We start from the raw sequence: 16,795 nt of genomic DNA on the forward strand, positions 1-16,795 counted from the left end.
GCTTAACGGCTCAGCAAGTCACCATACTACTTTGCAGGGTCCGCCCGACGCATAAGCCGGAGTCGGCAAACGACGGGAACAGGCGCGGCTGCGTCAACCGTGTGCGCGAATATGGTGTGCGGTTCATCGAAGACTCCAGAGAAGGGATCTCACCATGCCGCACAACGGCAATCCAGCAACCGACGCCGACAACGCACCGACCATCAAGACGACGCAGTCCATACTCACCCCGCAGATCAACGTCAACGCCCTGACCCCCGCGGAAACCGAGGAGGCCGTGGAGAAGGCCGGCGTCGGCAAGACGCATCTCACCGGAGGCAAGGCCTTCGTCTCCGCCATGTTCGCCGGCGCGTTCATCGGCTTCGGCGCACTGTTCTTCCTCATCGTCACCTGCGACCCGGCCATGACCTGGGGCCCGAAGCGGTTCGTCGGCGGCCTCGCCTTCTGCATGGGACTCGTGCTCGTGCTCTGCTGCGGCGCCGAACTGTTCACCGGCAACTCGCTGATGGCCTCCGACATCGCCGCCCGCAAGATCAGCTGGGGCGCGCTCGCCAAGAACTGGGTCATCGTCTGGTTCGGCAACCTCGCCGGAGCCCTGCTGCTGGTCACGCTCATCGTGTTCGCCGGCACCATGGGCCTCAACGACGGCGCCGTAGGCAATACCGCCGTGGCCACCGCCGCCTCGAAGATCACCCCGGACTGGGTCACGCTGTTCTTCCGCGGCATCCTGTGCAACATCCTCGTCTGCCTGGCCGTGCGCATCGGTTTCTCCGCACGCTCCGTCGGCGACAAGGTCCTCGGCATCCTGCTGCCCATCGCCGGCTTCGTGGCCATGGGCTTCGAGCACTGTGTGGCGAACATGTTCTTCCTTCCCGTCGGTCTCGCGGCCAAGCTCATGGGCTTCGGCGCCTCGGCTGCGGGAGCCGGGGCCGTGACCGTGCCCGGCATCCTGTACAACCTTTCGGCGGCCACGCTGGGCAACATCGTCGGCGGCGCCATCTTCGTGGCGCTCGCCTACTGGTTCGTCAACGCCCGACGCGCCAACGCCCCGGCGACGGCCGACGACACCGCCACATCAGCCAAGTAGCGGAAGCCAGACGACAATCCATCGACGGGGCCGGCCATGCCGTGGCACCGCGGCCGAGCCCGGCACGATGAGGCGACGCGTCGCGGCCCGTCGCAGGCGCATCAGCCACAGTCCTTCGGTCCGGCCCTGGCCCGCGCCGAGGCGTCGACGACGAACGGCACACGGGTCGGCACCGCGGCCGTGACCGTCACATCCTCGCCGGTAATCGCGCAGCCGGTCAGGCGGGCGCGGTTGGCGGCCGCCGTGGAGCCGCCCTCCGCACAGGGGTCGCCACTGGATTCGTAGAGCGCGGTGGCCGCCGCGAGCGCCGCATGGTCCGCCGCGGTCTGCGCCACGGACCGGCAGTACAGCACGTTGCCCACGGCCAGGATCGTGGACAGCAGCATGGCGGCGGCCATCACCAGTCCGACGCCGACGACGGTACCGGACCCCTTGTCGGCACGCATCCATGCGCCGACGCCCCCGCATCCCACGCTATTCATGCCGGATTCCCGCGGCCTCGCCCCTGCCTTCCGGCAGGACCACGCCCAACGGCCCAGGCAGCACGGGGCATCGCGTCGTCACGATGACCATGCCTCCATTCACCGTCGTCGTGGCACTTGCGCCGTTCCCTGCGATTCGAGCCACGACCCCGGCGACGTCGGCGGACCCATCGCCGGCCACGACCAGTTCCCTGGCGGCGGCACGGGCGGCGTCCTGACAGTTCATGTTGACGATCACCGCCCGTGCGGATGAGAACAGCATCAACGCGACCACCATCACCGTCGGCAGCACCACGGCGAACTCCGCGGTGACGGTCCCCCGGTCCGAGCGTGCCAGCCCGCGTCGGACCGGGTGCCATCGTCGTGCGATGCCATTGCGCGCCATGCCATTGCGTACCATGTCATCCCGTCGTGCGGCGTTCGTCATCGTCCCTGCCTTTCGCGTCAGACGCTCAGGGCCTGTTTGACCAGATTGGTCAGCAGCGTCCTCACGGTTCCGGATTTCAGAATCGCCACGAGCAGTCCGGCGAAGCCGGTCGCGGCGATCATGACGACGGCGTATTCGGCCGTGGCCAGTCCTTTCTCCGGTTCCGCGGTCAACGTGCGCAGCCGCGCATCCCAGAGACATATCGTCGTTCTCACCCGCCGGGTCAGGTCTCCCGGCCGGCCGCTTATATCGGGTCCATGATTCAGCCCGTCTGATCGCAGTCGTTCCATCATGTCCGTCCTTTCCGGCGGTCAATCGTCCGCCTTTCTTGCATCGGTCTGTGTGTTCCGGCTTCGAAGCTGATTCCAGTGTGCCGTATTCCGCGCCGCCTCCCCATGGTTTTCCGACAATGTTGACGAACGTGGATAAGCCCTACTGCCGCTTGGAAAACCAGACTGTGGATAACCGTACGGCCATCCACATCGGATGGTTCCGTCACCCTCCGGCGAACGACACGATGGAGGGGACGACTCCGATGAGTATGAACGCCGGCAGGAAGCACAGCCCCATGGGCACCAGCACCCGCACCGACAGTCTGGCGGCGTTCTCCTCGATCGAGCGCCGTTCGTCCCTGTCGATCTGCTCGATGGTCGTTTCGATGCGCAGCAGCGGCGAGATGCCATGCTTCCACGATGGCGCCAAAGCCTCGCGTATGGTGTCCAACGCCCTGCGGTGGCGACTGTCGGGCACGACCACGCCCCAGGCGTTGCCCCAGTCCGCACCACGGTTCAACGCGTCCGCGATGGCGATCAGATGCGCGCCCAACACGTCATCATCCGGCGCGGCCGACGCATCGTCGTCGCACAGGACGCCGCCGATGACCTCCAATGCCCGGGGGATGGACGCCCCCTGACGCACCGCCACGGCGATCATCTCCAGCAGCAGCGGCACCGACGGGCCCCCATCGCACGACGACCGCGCCAACGCGACGGCGCGATGTCCTCCGACATGCAGATACGCCGCCATGCCGGCCATGCCGGCCGCCAGCAGTTGCCAGACCATTCCCATACGAATCCCCCTTACCGCATCATGACGCCCCGCGAGCGCCCCGCGACGACCGACCATCCGCTCCACCGCCGGAGCGCCCGCCGACATCGTCGTGCAGACGACGCATCAGCGCCCCCACCCACGCCAATCCCACGGCATAGCACAACGCACCCAGCGACAGGCACAACAGCCCCGGCATGGTGCCGAACAGGAACGCCAACGGCCGGGCGCCCAGCATCTCGCCGAGCAGGACGGTCACCGCCGGCAACGCGGACAGCAGCCTCACCGTGGACCGGGGCATGGCCATCGCCTTCGCCTCCAGATCCTCCACAAGCCGCGAGCGCGCATACGATGACGCGACGGCAGACAGGCACCGCACCGTCTCGCATCCGAGCCGCTCACTCACCCGGCATGCCACGAACACGTCGCGGGCGACGCGACGGGCCTGCTCCGGGGTCTCGTCATCGCCGCGCCGATGCTCGAACACCTCCACGGCACGCTCCTCGGTGACGGCTGCCGTGGCGAACCGACGGCCGGCAAGCTCCTCAAGCGCCCCGGACGCGGTGCCGCCATTGCGGATGAACGCGCTCATCGACGACAGCGCGGCCGCCAACCCCATGCGACTCACCGACCGCACGGCGACGTCGCCCAGGCCGCACAGTCTGCGCCACGGCGACGTCACATCCCATAGCGAACACCCCACAGCCAGGCCCGAGGCCACCGCGGCCAACACCGCCATCATCGGCGACGCTCCGGCAGACAGGGCGCCGGGGAGACGCCCCCGCCGGCCAATGGCACATCCCACCGCTCGGCGAACGCAGGCCATCCGGCATGGTATGCCGCCGGCCCCACACCGTCCCATTCACACAACGCGCGCCCCACCAGACGGCCGTCATCATCCACCTCCAGCACACCGATCTGGGCCAGACGGCGCATGCCGTGCGGCCGTTCCAGATGCAGCACCGCATCGAACGCACCCCATGCCAGCATCGCCAACGCCTCCGGGCGCAACCCGGCCAGCAGACCCAACGTGGTCAGCCGGGCCGGCACCCGGTCCACACCATCGGCATGCAACGTGGCCATGCCGCCGTGATGGCCGGAGTTCAACGCGCGCAACAGGTCCGCGATCTCCTCGCCACGGCATTCCCCCAGCACCACACGATCGGGCCTCATGCGCAGCGTGGCCTTGACCAGATCGGGCAGTCCCACGGCGCCGGCGCCCTCCACGTTCGCCTCCCGCGCCACAAGTGACACATGATTGCCGTGGTCGATAGCACCGAGCTCGCGAATCTCCTCCACGCTGACGATGCGTTCGCCGGCGTCGCACGCGGAGAGCAGCGCCTTGAGCAGTGTGGTCTTGCCGGTGCCGGTGCCGCCGGTGATGAGCATCGTCGCCCGTGCATCCACCAGCCGTCGGAGCAGCGTCATCCACGTCTCGGGGAACATGCCGGAGCCGCACAGCGTCGGCAGGTCGGATGGCACACGGTCCGGGAATCGGATGGACAACGCCGCTCCCTGCTCCACCAACGGCTCGATGACGGCGTGCACACGGATGCCATCCGGGGTGGCGGCGTCGGCTATCGGCCGTGAATCGTCGAGCCGGCGCCCAAGCTGGGCACACAGCTGCACGGCGTAGTCGCGCACGATGCGGGGTGAGCGGAACCCTATCGGCATGGCGCGCTCCTCCATGCCGTCGCCGCGGTCCACCCATATGCGTCCTTCGCAGGTCACCGCCACGTCGGTGATGCCCGGCTCGCGCAGCACTTCGTCGAGCGGCCCGAACACCACGGTCGCGCGTCGGCCGCCGCCGGCGTCAAGGCCGGCGGCCATCGCAACACCTCTCCTCCACCCGGTCGCATATGTCATCCAGCAGCCTGCGATACCGTCGAGGAATCCTGGAGATGCCCAGCCCGGCCAGCAGTCCCTTGCCCAGACTGCCTTTCCGCCGTATCACTCCGGCCAGAGGCACCTTGAGATAGTCCTTGGCGTCGCGTTCCGTCACCACGCCGCCACGGCCCGCCCCGAACGGCCGGACGCCAACGAGCAGCAGCGGCGCATCCGCCGACGGCATGACGGCCGCGCCCTCCTCGTCATGCGCGCCCGCGTCCCTCATCCGTGCCAAAGCTCCCCGGGCGCGCGCCAGTCCGAGCACGCTGAGCTCCACCAGCATCACGTGCAGGGCGATGGGCACCTTCCGCCAGTCCGTCGCATGGCCGGCGTCCACCATGACGACGTCCCGGCATTGGGTCAGCGCGTCCACGGCCGCCTCCACCTCCCACCAGTCCGGGTGACCGTCGTTCCAAGGGTCCGAGGCCAGCATGGGCAACCCCTCCCATTGGGGAAGCTCATGCAGCAGCGACTCGGGCTCGATCCTGCCCAGCGGCGCGCTGACGCCGCTCCAGCGGAGTCCTCCCTCGGATTCCTGCCCCAGCAGCACATCGATTCCGCCCGCGGAGAAGTCCATGTCGACGACCACACATGTCCGGTCGCGTTTCATCAGGGTCCGTGCGCACATGGCCGCGAACGTGCTGACGCCGATGCCACCGCTCGCCGATGAGAACACCACCATGCCCGGCCCGCCAATCCGTCCGGAACCCGGCCCACCGTCGAACGTGTGTCCCGATGGAGCCGCCGCTCCCCGATCCGCTCCGCCGCGATCACGGCCACGGCTGCGGCTGCGGCTGCGGCTGCGGCAGCTCCCGTGCGCGAGACCGTCCTCGCGCCCACGGCCATCCCCGAGCCCACGGCCGTGTTCCGTCCGACGCGGCACCGCCCCCGGCGGGGAGGAGCGCGCATAGAACCGCTTCGGCCGCGGTGTCGGCAACGAATCCATCCCCGCCGGCAGCGGGATGCCGCCGACGGAGACGCCCGCCCCGCGGATGTCGCGGCCGCCTCCGGAAACCCCGCGATTCCCGCCACCGGTAGCGCCAATGCCCGCATCCGCATCGGCGCCCGCGACCCGTCCCGCCGGTCGCACAGCATCGTTGATCATCCCGATATGCACAGCATTCATGGTCCGATTGTCGCAATGCCGGTCATGCCGGCACCGGGTTTTTCGGCAATGTTGACGGATGGACCACCCTCGACCCGAGTTATCCACATTCCGGAGCCGTCCTCATCCACAATCGTCCAGTCCACGACCACTCATGACCATCCAGAACCGCCCACCGTCGGCGGCACTCACCCACGCCCGGCCATGCCCCCATCCACATTGTGAACGCTCCATCCACCATTCGCGCGTCGGACGTCAACGACAAATCGACGACGATCCCCGCCATCGGACATCAATCATCCATCAAACGCACAGAACATATCGCGACGACCATGCCGAACGCATCGAATCCGCCCACATCGAAACAAAACCGAACGCCGCATCTCCCCTCACGCCACGGAACCCCCGCAACACCTCCGCACAACGGCGGACCCACAAAAAAACCATGGAAAAACCGATGCCCACGGCTTGCGAAACACCGCATCGGGTGGATAATAGAACTACAAGCAAAACAGAACAGCGCGGAGCCCACAAGAGTAGATGATCACCAAGGTCAATGATGTTGGGCGGATTATATAAGACTTACCGCCACGACGACGATGTTGTGTAGAGATTCCGCATGTACGTGATGCTTGTACATAAAGCCGGTTCCCATTCGGGGGCCGGCTTTTGCATATCCGCACGCCGTTCCTTCCCATGCCCTTCCTTCCCACCCCGCGCGCCGTCCCACCCCGCGCGCCGCTTCCGCACCCACCCCGCGTGCCTCTCCCGCGCGCCCCTACCGCACCATCGCCCCGCGCACACCCATCGCATGTCCACAACTCAGCCGCTACCCTTGGAAGGGTGAACACGGATACGACAACGCAGAAGGCACGGCGGCACCGGACATCCCCGCACGCACGCCCATTCGCGCATACGCGGCGCGGCGCAACGTCCCTGTCACGCGGAGAATCCGCTGCACAGTCACAGCCCCTGTCCACCCTGCCCAGGGCCATCGGCAGCCCCACCGTGCTGGGCTGGGCGCTGCCCATCCTGATGGCGGTCTTCGGCGGACTGCTGCGCTTCATCCGTCTCGGCTCGCCACGCGCCGTGGTGTTCGACGAAACCTATTACGTCAAGGACGCGTGGACGATGATCATGACCGGCGAGCCGCGCAACTGGCCGGAGAAAATCAACGGCACCGCCATCGACACGCTGTTCGCCAGCGGCCAGCATCTCAACGGATGGCTGGCCAGCGCCGAATACGTCGTGCATCCCCCGTTCGGCAAATGGTGCATCGCGCTCGGCATGCAGCTGTTCGGAGGGGCGTCGAACCCGTTCGCATGGCGCGCGTCCACGGCCATCGCCGGCACCATCGCCATACTCATCCTCTGCCGCGTCATCCTGCGGTTGTTCCGTTCGCTGCCCATGGCCCTGCTCGGCGGCTTCCTCATGGCGATCGACGGCATGGGCATCACGCTGAGCCGCACCGGCCTGCTCGACAACTTCATCATGGTGCTGGCGCTCGGCGCCTTCGCCTGCATGCTCGCCCACCGCGACTGGGCACGCGACCGCCTCCGCAAGGCCTACGAGCGGGAATCGCGACGATACCAAGCCAAATGGATTCCCCGCACCACACTGTTCGCCCGCCCGTCCGGCAGCGGCAGCCCACGACGCCGCAACGCCCATCGACACGGCTCCCACCATTCCGCCCCCGGCCCCGACGCCGGCATCGACGCAGATTCACGCCCCGCTCCCGACTTCCTCCTCGACTCCACCGGGCCGGTCGTCGCGTTCTCGTGGTGGCGTCTCGCCGCGGCGGTGCTGCTGGGCCTCGCCACCGGCGTGAAATGGTCGGGAACGTACTTCTTCGCCGTCTTCTGCGTCATCAGCGTGCTGTGGGACGCATGGGAACGCCACCGGGCCGGATTCCGCGGCTGGCTCGCCACCGGCATCTGGAAGGACGGCATCCTCGCCGCCGTCTACATGGTGCCCGTGTACGCGCTCACCTATCTGACCACATGGGCCGGCTGGTTCGCCCACCCCGACTCGTACATGCACGACTGGGCCGCGACCAACCCCGGCAAAGGCATCACCTGGTTGCCGGAATCATGGCGGTCGTTCGTCGAATACCACGTGCAGATGTGGCAGTTCCACACCACGCTCGACGCGCCGCACAACTACAAGGCCAATCCGCTGACCTGGCCCATCCAATGGCGGCCGACCAGCTTCTACTGGCAGGAGCTCGCCGGCCATCCCGGCCTGTGCTCGCTCAGCCCCGATTCGAAATGCGTGGCCGCCGTCACCTCCCTTGGCAATCCGCTGATCTGGTGGCTTGGCTCACTGTGCGTGATCATCGGCATCGTCATCGCGATCGTCAACCGCGGGGATTGGAAAATCTGGGCCGTATTGGCCGGCTTCCTCGGCGGATGGCTGCCATGGGCGCAGTATCTCAATCGCACCACGTTCACGTTCTACGCCATCGTCATCCTGCCGTGGATCATCCTCGGATTCGTATACGTGGCCGACTGGCTGCACCGGTCGCTCGACGCGTTCTCGTTCTGGTGGATCATGGGCGGCGTATTGTTCATCATCACATTGATATCGGCGTTCTTCTACCCCATATGGACGGCGATTCCCGTACCGTATGAATTCTGGTTGTCGCATATGTGGTTTGAGAGTTGGATCTGATGATGACTGTTATCGCATTGCAAACCACATACGCGACCAGCGCGCTCGATACATCGCGCGCCCCTCGCCTACAGACAGCCCACCGGGCTGTCTGCTGCACGGCTCGGCTTATGTGGTTTGAAAGTTGGATCTGATGACGACTGTCATCGCATTGCAAACCACATATGCGACCGGCACGCTCGATACATCGCGCGCCCCTCGCCTACAGACAGCCCACCGGGCTGTCTGCTGCACGGCTCGGCTTATGTGGTTTGAGAGTTGGATCTGATGATGGCCGTCATCGCATTGCAAACCACATATGCGACCGGCACGCTCGACACATCGCGCGCCGAATTTTCTAAACTGGGTATCAGGACGGCCACCGACCGCCGCGGAACAACGATCAGGCACCGGTCGGCATGACCAGACACGACAATCGGGGAAAGACATCATCATGGGACTTGGCAATGTTTCGGAACGACGCGCCCAACCGCCGCAGGTCGGTGTTTCCGTCGTAATCCTCGCGCTCGGCGACCCCACGGCCGCAGCGGACGGCGAACCCGCCGCCGGCCGCCGGACCGCCGCCAAGTCCGCCACAGCCGGCGGGGACCCCCATCCCCGGCTGTGGCTGCCGCTGGTCCGCCGCATACACCAGCCGTTCAAAGGCATGTGGGCGCTGCCCGGCGGCGGACTGCGCGCCGACCGCTCACTCGAACAGGCCGCCTACGCCGCCCTCGAATCCACCACCGACCTGCATCCGCGATATCTCGAACAGCTCTACACGTTCGGAGACCCGTCGCGGTCACATGGCGGACTGCCCATGGTGTCCATCACGTATTGGGCGCTGGTCGAGCATGCGCAGACCCGCGACCTGACGACGGCGGACAACGTCGCATGGTTCCCCGAGGACGCCCTGCCCGAGCTCGCCTTCGACCATCGCACCATCATCGACTACGCGTTGTGGCGGCTGCGCAACCGCATCGAATACCCTCAAATCGCCACACGGCTGGTCGGCGAGACGTTCACACTCGCCCAGCTGCACGACGTCTACGAGGCCATCGCGGGCGAGCCGATAGACCTGCCGAACTTCCGTCGCAAGATGCTCGCCTCCAAGCAAATCGAGCCGACCGGGGAGAAACTGCGTATCGGCAGGCACCGCCCCGCATCCGTATACCGCTATGTGGACGCCGTTCCGACATCACGTTCCACGACGTCGCCGGACCTGTTCGCCATCGGCGGACCGGATGCCGTCGCCACGCCGCGTGCCCCCGAGGCAAAATGTGGCAAAATAGGGCAGGCGGTTCATTCCAATGCTACGGAAGACGCCGCGGAAACCGGCGATTCGGGGGCAGACGACATGACGCAGCAGATACATGACGGCACTATGGCATACGGCACGACGACGCATGACGGCGTCGACCAATCCCAGTCGTCCGACGCGGCCTGGACCGACGCCGACCGCATGAACCTGCGCCCGATATACGCATACAGCAACGACGCCACCAGCAAGGCGGCACGGCTGGAGGCGCTCGCCGCGCTGATTCCCTCCGGAGATCGCTCGGTCTCCTGACGTCTTTCGGCAAGGACTCCAGTCGGCATTATGGGCCCCTCCCCCGCCGAGCACTCCCCCGCCGGCCGCGTTCCGCCGCCATTCCAACGTCCCGGATTTTGTAAGGATTTGGGCGGCAGTTCCGGCGCGGCATGGCGAAAACCCCGCACGATGCTAGGGTGGTTCACGATTACGGACATTGTTCGACATACCATCCAAAGACTTAAGGGGCTTATCAGGGATCGTCATGGGTTTCGTCAATTTCATTCTTGAACTGCTGAAGGATCCGCGCGCCGCCATCGCCGGCTGGATCGCCATGGGACCGGGCGTGGCCTGCGGATTCATCTTCCTCATCGTGTTCATCGAGACGGGCGTGGTGTTCTTTCCGTTCCTGCCCGGCGACTCGCTGCTGTTCGCCGCCGGCGTGTTCGCGGCGCCCGACGCCGCCACCGGCCAGTCCGCGCTGCCGCTGCACATCCTGCTGCCGGTCGTGTGGCTTGCCCCGATCATCGGCGACCAGTGCAACTACTTCATCGGCCACTTCTTCGGCCGGCGCATCATCAAGTCGGGCAAGGTCAAGGCCATGACGCCCGAACGCATCGAGAAGACCGAGAAGATGATCGACAAGTGGGGCCCGCTCGCCGTGTTCCTCGGCCGCTTCTTCCCGTTCATCCGCACGTTCATGCCGTTCATCTCCGGCATCTCCGGCATGCGCTGGAGCCGCTTCACGCCGTTCTCGGTGCTCGGCGGCCTCACCTGGTCGTCGTTGTTCACGTTCCTCGGCTACTTCTTCGGCAACATCCCCGCCGTGCAGAAGCACTTCGAGCTGGTGATCGTGCTGATTCTCGCCGTCTCGCTGCTGCCGACCATCATCGGACTGCTCAAGGCGAAGTTCGGCAAGAACAAGAAGCCGGCCACGGCTGGTGCGGCCGGCGTCGAAGCCATCGAGACCGTGGATGCCACCGGCTTCAGCGACTCCACCCCGCGCCACGCCGCCTGAGCGTCACCCAAGTCGGGCCAATGCGACCGTTACAGCCGTAACGGCCACCGATGGTTGCTGGTCCGAGCGCACAACCCGTCCGGAATCTCCCGCCGGACGGGTTTTCATGTCCAAAGCCCGAGTTGTGGGTGTTCCATTTCCGAAATACAACGTCACCACCACGCAATTGCGCCATTTCCCGGCACCGCCCATGGCATTCCCCTCAATGCAAACACCCACAACCCGAGTTTTCGCAATGAAAACGAAGAATATGGAGGAAGCACAGCCCCAAAATCCGAGTTATGAGGCTTTCTTCGGCGAAACCGCGCATCGTCGCCCAGCGATTCCGCCATGTTCCAACGTCGCCTCCCACGCTTTCCACCCGGTAAGCCTCACAACTCGAGTTTTCGCGGAATGGAAGGCGCTTGAACCTCATGAAATCCGTGTAGCAGCGTCCAGATGCCCGCAATGTGGAAGAATCGTGGACCTCCGGCCGACACGAATTGCACGATTCCCATTTGCGTATTAAAGTAGGGCAAGTTGTCGCGTAAAGCACAACAAACCCTTGGGGCTATAGCTCAGTTGGTAGAGCGCTTCGTTCGCATCGAAGAGGTCGGGGTTTCGACTACCCTTAGCTCCACGAAGGCCTTCTGCATTCATTCCACCGCGGAAGGCCTTTTTTTCATATTCCGTTGAAATTCCAACGGTTTCGGCACCTTTGCCACGCGAGCGGCAATTATCGTCTTCCTACCTCATCCACATCCGCAAGGCGGATTCAATGGTTTTGGCCTATAACCCTATAACCCATGATTTGTGGGCCTATCCGCTCGCGAAAATCGGAAAGTGGGTCGAATCGTTCGCGTAGAAAGGATTTTGGGGCCCTTCATGTATACCCCAGACCCACAAGTCTCTTAATGAACGGATTGACCCACGGTTAATGAATGTAGTAGACCCACTAATCCGCATTGCGAACGGTTAGACCCACAAAACCCAAGCCGATAGACCCACAAAACCTAGGTGATCGGCTCCGCACACTTCATCACAAACGGTTAGACCCACAAACCTCGTAATGTGAACGGTTAGACCCACAAACCCTGTAAGAACGGATTGATCCACAGGCCCTCAGCCACAAACCTCCAGACCCACAAAACCGCCATGGTTTCTTCAGGGAAATCCCAGAGTTCCACATCGTTACGCCAAGAGTCACGCGGTTATATAAGAACTGTCAACGGAAACGCCACAACGGCAACGCGAGGCGCGGACGTTGATGGGATTCTTCTCCTCTGGAATCCGATAACAATAATTGAACCCCTCTTTCTTCTCTCTTCCTCTCTCGACCCCGGTGCCCAACCCACCGGGGTTTCTTTTTGCCCGGCGCACGACCGACCGCACGCACGACCGCGCGCCCCGCCTACCTACACCCGCGTGGCGGTGGCGCGCAGGATCAGCGACGCCTGCAGCATGGAATGGGGGTCGGCGAGCGTCTTGCCCTGCATGAGCGTCACGAGCTTCTCGGCCGACATGCGCCCCATGAGCTGCGGATCCTGATGCAGCGTGGTGAGTTCGGCCATCGACGAGAGCGCGTTGTCGTCGAAGCCCACGATCGCCAGGTCCTCTGGCACGCGCAGCCCGACCTTGCGCAGCGCATACATGAGCGCGATGGCGAAGTCGTCGGTCTCCACGCATACGGCGGTGGGCCGCTCCCGCTTGGAGATGATGCGGTTGGCGGCCTCGGAGACGGCGTCCTGGAAACTGCGGAACTTGCCGAAGTCGCGGCCCTCGAACAGGCTCAGGTCGTCCTCCTCGTAGCCCATGGACCGCGCGGCGTCGAGGAACGCGCCGGAACGGAGTTTGGCGCTGAATTGGAAGTCGGGGTTGTCAGGCATCTCCACGAATCCGATGCGCTTGTGGCCGAGCGAGTTGAGCAGTTGCACGGCCTGGCGCATGGCATTCATGTCGTCGACGCGCACGGTGGCGCTGTATCCGCCGACGGCGCGTGCGTCCAGTCCGACCGAGGGGATGGTGAGGTCCTCGAGGATGCCGACCTGCTGCTGGTCGAGCATGATGGAGACGACGATCATGCCGTCGGCGTTGCGGTTGCCGGGCAGCTGGTCGAAGAACCGGCGCAGGTCGGCCTGCGTGCGCACGATGAGGGGCACGAGGTCGTAGCCGGCGTCGGACAGCACCTCGTAGGCGCCTTGCATGGCCGCCGAGTTGAACCAGGTGTTGAGCGAATCGGTGAACACCATGGTCACGCGCATGGTCTTGCCGCTGGCCAGTGACGAGGCGCTGCGCGAAAGCGTGAAATGCAGCCGGTCGGCGACCTCCTGCACGCGCGCCCTGGTCGCCGCGCTGACGCGTCCGGTGCCCCGCAGCGCACGCGACACCGTGGATTCGGACACCCCCGCGGCCTGTGCCACATCCTTCAGACTCGTCACGACGTTCTCCTTCTTCGTTCGCCATTCCCCTGGCGGTGTCATGGACGAAATCCGCCAATGTCCCCGACTCCGCCATTTCGTTTGTCTGCGCAAGATTTGCGCAATCCCTCCTCTTTTTACCGCAATCATCGTCGGACATGCAAATGCCGGGACCATGGCAAGCGTTTGCTCATCGCCCGTTCCGCGCCGGCATGCGTCCCGACGGTCCGTGCATGCCCGCGCGGCCGTCATGGCGCCGTCGCCGGCATCCGACCGGCGCACGGCCACCGTCATCGATATCAGAAAAACGTTTGCAGTATTATATTTCGTAATTTTCATCATGATTTGCATGACAATTGCGCAAGCGCTATCATTATTAGCGTATCCACAGTGATACGACCACAATCTACGACCATACGATTCACCGATTTTCCCCATTCCGAAATCCGAATCCAGCGACGAAGGAGTCCATACATGGTAGATGCATCCCTCTTTTCGATGGCCGCGCTGAACGCGCACCCGGCCGCGAATCCCGATGCCGTGCTCAGCGGCGACCACTGGCGCATCAGTCTGATCACCGATGCGCTCATCCGTTTCGAATGGTCCGATTCGGGCCGGTTCGTCGATTCGCCGACGCAGATGGCGTTCAACCGTGACTTCACGGCGGCGCATGGCGACGACGCCCCGCGTTTCACGGTGGTCGAACGCGACGGGTGGCTGGAAATCGATACGCCGAGCCTGCATATCTCGTACAACCGGAAGCCGTTCACCAAGGAGGGGCTGTACGCCACGGTCAAGGGCGTCGCCACCATCGACAACACGTGGCATTACGGCGACGAGCAGCTGCGTAATCTCGGCGGCACGTACCGCACGCTTGACTGGGCGAACGGCCGCATCCCCGTGGACGACGGCGTGAACAGCACCGACGGATGGGCGGTCATCGACGATTCCGATTCCAACATCATCATCGAGGCCGATGAAGTGGGCGGCCACGCCAATCCGTTCGGCACGTGGGTCGTGCCGAAGCCGGAGCCGACGACCGACCTGTATCTGTTCGGCTACGGCCACCGCTATCGCGAGGCCGTGCACGACTTCATCAAGCTCACCGGCCCGACGCCGCTGCTGCCCCGCTTCGTGCTGGGCAACTGGTGGAGCCGGTATCATCGCTACACCGAGACCGAATACCGCGAATTGGTGGGCCGGTTCGAGGCCGAGGGGCTGCCGTTCACGACGGCCGTCATCGACATGGACTGGCATCTGGTGGACGACGTCGACCCGAAGTACGGCTCCGGTTGGACCGGTTACACGTGGAACAGGGATTTCTTCCCCGACCCCGAACGATTCCTGCATTGGCTGCATGACCATGGCATGAAGACCACGCTGAACGTGCATCCGCGCGATGGCGTGCGCGCGTTCGAGGACGCCTACACGGCCATGGCCGAGGCGACGGGCGTCGACCCGGAGACCGGCGAGGCCGTACAGTTCGACCTGACCGATCCGACGTTCATGGCCGCGTATTTCGACAGGCTGCATCATCCGATGGAGGACGAGGGCGTCGACTTCTGGTGGCTGGACTGGCAACAGGGCGGCGTGACGCGTCAGCGCGGCCTCGATCCGTTGTGGATGCTCAACCATCTGCATTATCTGGATTCGGCGCGTGGCGACGCGGCGCGTTCGGGCGAGGATGACGACCCGGCGCAGCGGATGGACGCCCGCCCGCTCACGTTCTCACGGTATGCGGGGCCGGGTTCGCACCGTTACCCCATCGGGTTCTCCGGCGACACCGTGGTGACGTGGGAGTCGCTGAAGTTCCAGCCCGAGTTCACGGCCACGGCGTCGAACATCGGCTATGGATGGTGGAGCCACGACATCGGCGGCCACATGTTCGGCTACCGAGACGAGGAGCTGGAGGCGCGCTGGTACCAGCTGGGCACGTTCAGCCCCATCAACCGCCTGCATTCCACCGATTCGCCGTTCAACGGCAAGGAGCCGTGGAACTTCCACACCGAGGTGCGCGACGCCATGGACGCCACGCTGCGGCTGCGTCATGCGCTGATCCCGTACCTGTATACGATGAACTGGCGTGCGGCCCGCGAGGCGGAGCCGCTGGTGCAGCCGTTGTATTGGGATTACCCGGAGATCCGCGACGCCTACAAGCTCACCGACGAGTTCCTCTTCGGCACCGAGCTGCTGGTCTCGCCGATCGTCACGCCGATTGACCGCGACGTGCAGATGGCGAAGGCCGATGCGTGGCTGCCGCAGGGCGCATGGTTCGACTTCTTCGACGGACGGCATTACGTGTCGAAGCCCGTTGATGGACGGCGCATCGAGGCGTGGCGCGGGCTCGATCGCATGCCCGTGTTCGCCAAGGCCGGTGCGATCGTGCCGCTGCAGGAGCTGCCGGAGGCCGGTGGCGCGGATGGCGGGCGTGCCGGACTGAATTCGGTGGCCAATCCGGAGGCGCTGCGCGTGCTGGTGTTCCCCGGTGCCGACGGCGAGTTCACCATGGTCGAGGACGACGGCGCCGCGGAATCCGCCGTGCGCACGGCGACCACGCGTTTCACGTGGAACATCGCCGGCGGCACCGGCGCGGGCAGTGCGTCGTTCGTCATCGGCGCGGCCTCGGGTGAGGCGGCCGGCGACCCGTCGGCCATCCCCGCCGAACGCTCGTGGACCGTGGTGTTCCGCGGTATGAAGGAGTCCGCCGTCACGGTGTCGGCAAACGGCAGCGCGGCGGTCGAGGCTGAAACCGTCTATGACGAGGAGACGCTGAGTCTCATCGTCGAGATCCCACCGACCCCGACCGACGAGACCGTCACGCTCACACTGACCGACGGTGCGTCGGTCGCCGAGAACCCGACGTCCGCCGACGTGTTCCAAGTGCTCAAGGACGCGCAGATGTACTACCTGACCAAGGAGAAGGCCAAGGCGATGGTCGACGACCTCGGTGTCGCCGCCCTGCCGGGGCTGGCCACCCTCGAGGACCTGCATGGCGTGGACGAGAGCCGCTACAACGACTCGCACATGCCCCAGTCCGTAATCCAGGCCCTCACCGAGGTGCTCACGCGGGAATAGCGGAACACATACGTCACTCGGCACGAGAGGCGTGACCGGGTACACCCACGCCGAGTGACGACACGTCGAAATCGTTGGAATTGCAACGTTT

General features: G+C 64.9%; 12 protein-coding genes, 1 tRNA gene and 1 pseudogene. 6 read left to right on the plus strand and 8 right to left on the minus strand.

What is annotated here, in order from left to right; translation table 11 throughout:
* Nucleotides 1–154 precede the first annotated feature (154 nt).
* On the plus strand, nucleotides 155–1,087 hold the full coding sequence (locus tag KIH77_RS06085) for a formate/nitrite transporter family protein (protein ID WP_219100212.1): 933 nt from the start codon (nucleotides 155–157) through the stop codon (nucleotides 1,085–1,087).
* 101 nt (nucleotides 1,088–1,188) lie between these two features.
* Here KIH77_RS06085 and KIH77_RS06090 read toward each other — a convergent pair whose 3' ends face one another.
* The 7 genes from KIH77_RS06090 to KIH77_RS06120 form a co-directional block, all read right to left on the minus strand.
* Nucleotides 1,189–1,569 carry an Rv3654c family TadE-like protein gene (locus tag KIH77_RS06090; protein ID WP_219100213.1) on the minus strand — a complete coding sequence of 127 codons (381 nt, stop codon included), beginning with the start codon at nucleotides 1,567–1,569 and terminating at the stop codon, nucleotides 1,189–1,191.
* Nucleotides 1,562–1,996 carry a TadE/TadG family type IV pilus assembly protein gene (locus tag KIH77_RS06095; protein ID WP_236024516.1) on the minus strand — a complete coding sequence of 145 codons (435 nt, stop codon included), beginning with the start codon at nucleotides 1,994–1,996 and terminating at the stop codon, nucleotides 1,562–1,564. Before KIH77_RS06095 ends, KIH77_RS06090 begins: the two co-directional genes overlap by 8 nt.
* A 17-nt stretch (nucleotides 1,997–2,013) precedes the next feature.
* Nucleotides 2,014–2,286 (minus strand): DUF4244 domain-containing protein, encoded by a 273-nt coding sequence (locus KIH77_RS06100; protein ID WP_372445369.1) that lies wholly within the window; start codon nucleotides 2,284–2,286, stop codon nucleotides 2,014–2,016.
* 205 nt (nucleotides 2,287–2,491) lie between these two features.
* Nucleotides 2,492–3,064 (minus strand): type II secretion system F family protein, encoded by a 573-nt coding sequence (locus KIH77_RS06105; RefSeq protein WP_219100215.1) that lies wholly within the window; start codon nucleotides 3,062–3,064, stop codon nucleotides 2,492–2,494.
* 19 nt (nucleotides 3,065–3,083) lie between these two features.
* Entirely contained in the window at nucleotides 3,084–3,785 is a 702-nt protein-coding gene (locus KIH77_RS06110; RefSeq protein WP_219100216.1) for a type II secretion system F family protein, read from the minus strand.
* Nucleotides 3,782–4,873: a TadA family conjugal transfer-associated ATPase gene (locus tag KIH77_RS06115; RefSeq protein ID WP_219100217.1), complete on the minus strand. Its 1,092-nt coding sequence runs from the start codon at nucleotides 4,871–4,873 to the stop codon at nucleotides 3,782–3,784. The genes KIH77_RS06110 and KIH77_RS06115 overlap by 4 nt, the downstream gene beginning before the upstream one ends.
* Nucleotides 4,857–5,612 carry a CpaE-like family protein gene (locus tag KIH77_RS06120; protein WP_219100218.1) on the minus strand — a complete coding sequence of 252 codons (756 nt, stop codon included), beginning with the start codon at nucleotides 5,610–5,612 and terminating at the stop codon, nucleotides 4,857–4,859. Before KIH77_RS06120 ends, KIH77_RS06115 begins: the two co-directional genes overlap by 17 nt.
* A gap of 1,458 nt (nucleotides 5,613–7,070) precedes the next feature.
* Between KIH77_RS06120 and KIH77_RS06125 the strand changes: the two genes are divergently transcribed.
* From KIH77_RS06125 to KIH77_RS06140, 4 genes and pseudogenes are all read left to right on the plus strand, one after another.
* Complete coding sequence (locus KIH77_RS06125; protein WP_236024522.1) at nucleotides 7,071–8,705, plus strand: dolichyl-phosphate-mannose--protein mannosyltransferase; 1,635 nt, start codon at nucleotides 7,071–7,073, stop codon at nucleotides 8,703–8,705.
* A gap of 433 nt (nucleotides 8,706–9,138) precedes the next feature.
* Nucleotides 9,139–9,894: pseudogene (locus KIH77_RS06130) on the plus strand (NUDIX hydrolase); the annotation flags it as partial.
* A gap of 586 nt (nucleotides 9,895–10,480) precedes the next feature.
* Nucleotides 10,481–11,233, plus strand: coding sequence for a DedA family protein (locus tag KIH77_RS06135; RefSeq protein WP_219100221.1), 753 nt, complete (start codon nucleotides 10,481–10,483; stop codon nucleotides 11,231–11,233).
* Between the two features lie 546 nt (nucleotides 11,234–11,779).
* A tRNA-Ala gene (locus KIH77_RS06140) sits at nucleotides 11,780–11,852 on the plus strand.
* A 775-nt stretch (nucleotides 11,853–12,627) separates the two neighbouring features.
* Here the strand turns inward: KIH77_RS06140 and KIH77_RS06145 are convergent.
* Nucleotides 12,628–13,650 carry a LacI family DNA-binding transcriptional regulator gene (locus KIH77_RS06145; RefSeq protein ID WP_219100222.1) on the minus strand — a complete coding sequence of 341 codons (1,023 nt, stop codon included), beginning with the start codon at nucleotides 13,648–13,650 and terminating at the stop codon, nucleotides 12,628–12,630.
* Nucleotides 13,651–14,103: 453 nt separating this feature from the next.
* Between KIH77_RS06145 and KIH77_RS06150 the strand changes: the two genes are divergently transcribed.
* Entirely contained in the window at nucleotides 14,104–16,704 is a 2,601-nt protein-coding gene (locus KIH77_RS06150) for a glycoside hydrolase family 31 protein (RefSeq protein ID WP_219100223.1), read from the plus strand.
* Nucleotides 16,705–16,795: the final 91 nt, after the last annotated feature.

Source organism: Bifidobacterium pluvialisilvae (assembly GCF_019331695.1).
Classification (GTDB): domain Bacteria; phylum Actinomycetota; class Actinomycetes; order Actinomycetales; family Bifidobacteriaceae; genus Galliscardovia; species Galliscardovia pluvialisilvae.